Origin of the sequence: Flavobacterium sp., assembly GCF_031422135.1 — a bacterium.
Lineage (GTDB): Bacteria > Bacteroidota > Bacteroidia > Flavobacteriales > Flavobacteriaceae > Flavobacterium.
The window spans coordinates 1-2185 of record NZ_JANOQD010000029.1 but is presented as its reverse complement, the minus strand read 5'-3'; the positions used below and the strand labels follow the sequence as shown (position 1 = coordinate 2185).

General features: G+C 31.9%; 2 protein-coding genes. Both read left to right on the top strand.

The window, feature by feature from the left end; genetic code table 11:
* Nucleotides 1-170 precede the first annotated feature (170 nt).
* Nucleotides 171-950, top strand: coding sequence for an FRG domain-containing protein (locus tag RMO70_RS04345; protein WP_310555195.1), 780 nt, complete (start codon nt 171-173; stop codon nt 948-950).
* 187 nt (nt 951-1137) lie between these two features.
* On the top strand, nt 1138-1908 hold the full coding sequence (locus RMO70_RS04340; protein WP_310555194.1) for a Bro-N domain-containing protein: 771 nt from the start codon (nt 1138-1140) through the stop codon (nt 1906-1908).
* Nucleotides 1909-2185: the final 277 nt, after the last annotated feature.

Here is a 2185-nt window from a genome sequence, read left to right as displayed (position 1 = left end):
AAAGGCTGGCACACAACAGCGGTTTGCTGCAAGTTGGGCTTTCGGGCAAACTCCAAAGTTGGTTTTGTACTTGGAAGTTCAGTCATAAATTTATACATTTGGCTTATCTAATCCCAACCTGACAGCAAGCCACGAGACGTTAGTGGCAATTTTACAAAAAATCGTAAATTATGAAAGATAAAATTATTGTTACAACAACTGATTTTGATAATATCGTTTCTGAATTAAGAGGAGGAACTATATTTGAAAGTTATTGGGAACTATTTCGTGGACAATCGAAAAATTCTTACGAGTTAAAATCCGGAATTTCGCGATATGCAAAAACAAGTAATGATATTATATCACTTGAAACTAATATTTTAAAAGATTTTCAAGATTTAGTAAATCAATCCAAAAATCCAGACAAATTTATTCAGCTAAACTCAGAAAATCTAGATTATGAAAATAATTGGAGATGGCTTGAGCAAATTCAACATTACAGACTTCCGACAAGACTTCTCGATTGGACAACATACGCAAAAGTTGCTCTTTATTTTGCTGTAGAAAGTAATTTTGAAGATGATGCGCAGTTTTGGGCTTTTAAAAGTCCACTTACTTGGAAATGTGATGAACATTTTGAAGTTAATCCTTTTGAAAAGAATCTAGATTTAATATCAAATAGCAGTTTTTACATCGATGAAAAACACAAAGATAAAATTGCAGAACAGAGAAGAGCTTTTCAAGAAGGAAAATTTACTATTCAAGATTATAGTAAATCATTGTTAGCACTTGAAGAACAAGTACATATAAAAAATAGATTAATAAAATATATTATTCCAGCTGACCGTAAAAAATACTTTTTAGATTATGTTAAAGAATCAAATATCAGTGAAGAAACAATTTATGTTAAGTATGAAACTGAAATTGAAGATTTAGTTTCAAAAATTAAAACAAAATATAATTTCAAATAAAAACTGCCACTAACAGCGGTTTGGCGCAATTGGGGTTTTAGGCTAACTTTAAAGTTGGTTTTGTACTTGGAAGTTGGTTTTTTATTCGATACATTTGGCTAACCAAATCCCCAACTGACGCCAAGCCACGAGACGTTGGCAGATAGTTTACCAAAACAGTAGTAAAAATAACGAATAAAATATAAATATGCAATTATCTGTATTCAAATTTGAAAGCCCAGAAGAAAAAATGTTAAACGAAATTAGAACGGTCGAAATTGACGGTGAGATTTGGTTTGTTGCATCTGACGTTGCCAAAACATTAGGTTATGCAAAACCAAGTAACGCCATAAACACTCATTGCAAAAGTAAGGGTACCCTGAAACAGGGCATCCCTACAAACAGTGGAATTCAAGAAATGACTATTATAAATGAGCCTAATGTTTATCGATTAATTTTTAGGTCACAATTACCAGCTGCTGAGGCTTTTGAAACGTGGCTTTTTGAGGAAGTAGTCCCATCAATACGAAAAAAAGGATACTATGGAAAAATTGACAGAACGCAATTACCTAATTTCTATTTAAGATATAAAGACAATCTTCACAAAATTGACCGAAATTACTTTTCAGTAATAAGTGAGCTTTTTGTTACTTTAAATGCAGAGCTTGACAAAGTAGGGTATGAAATACCAGACAAAGGAATAAAAGGACAAGGAATGTACCCAGACATATCAGTTGGTATGATATTCTCAAATTATTTAAAGAAAACAGATTCGCCATTTGAAGGAACTCACAAATATTACGAACATTCATTCCCAGATAATCGAGATGACGTTCAAGCAAGAATGTATCCGATTGAAGTTTTGCCAACTTTCAGAAAATTTGTTTTTGAAAAATGGATTCCAGAAAATGCAAATAATTATTTCAAAGACCGTGATCCATTAGCGTTGGATTATTTACCTAAACTATTAGGAAAATAAAAAACCATCTGCCAACAGCGGTTTGGCGCAATTGGGGGTTAGGTGTTTGTTTATTTAGTTTATTCATTGTCTAAAGTTTTAGGTTTATTTATTAAGTTGTTTTTTGATACGCCCCAACTGACGCCAAGCCACGGGACGTTGTGTGCAACCTTCGAGCGACAGAAACGCAAAAGAAAATATTCTACATTAACAATATTATAATGAATCTTAATATTTTGTAACATATATTTAAATATATTATAAACTATCAAAAAACTTTATTGCACAAGCATAATAT

Excerpts from the sequence above, each read along its gene's own strand:
- RMO70_RS04340 (WP_310555194.1), top strand. The coding sequence starts at position 1,138 with ATGCAATTATCTGTATTCAAATTTGAAAGCCCAGAAGAAAAAATGTTA.
- RMO70_RS04345 (WP_310555195.1), top strand. The coding sequence starts at position 171 with ATGAAAGATAAAATTATTGTTACAACAACTGATTTTGATAATATCGTT.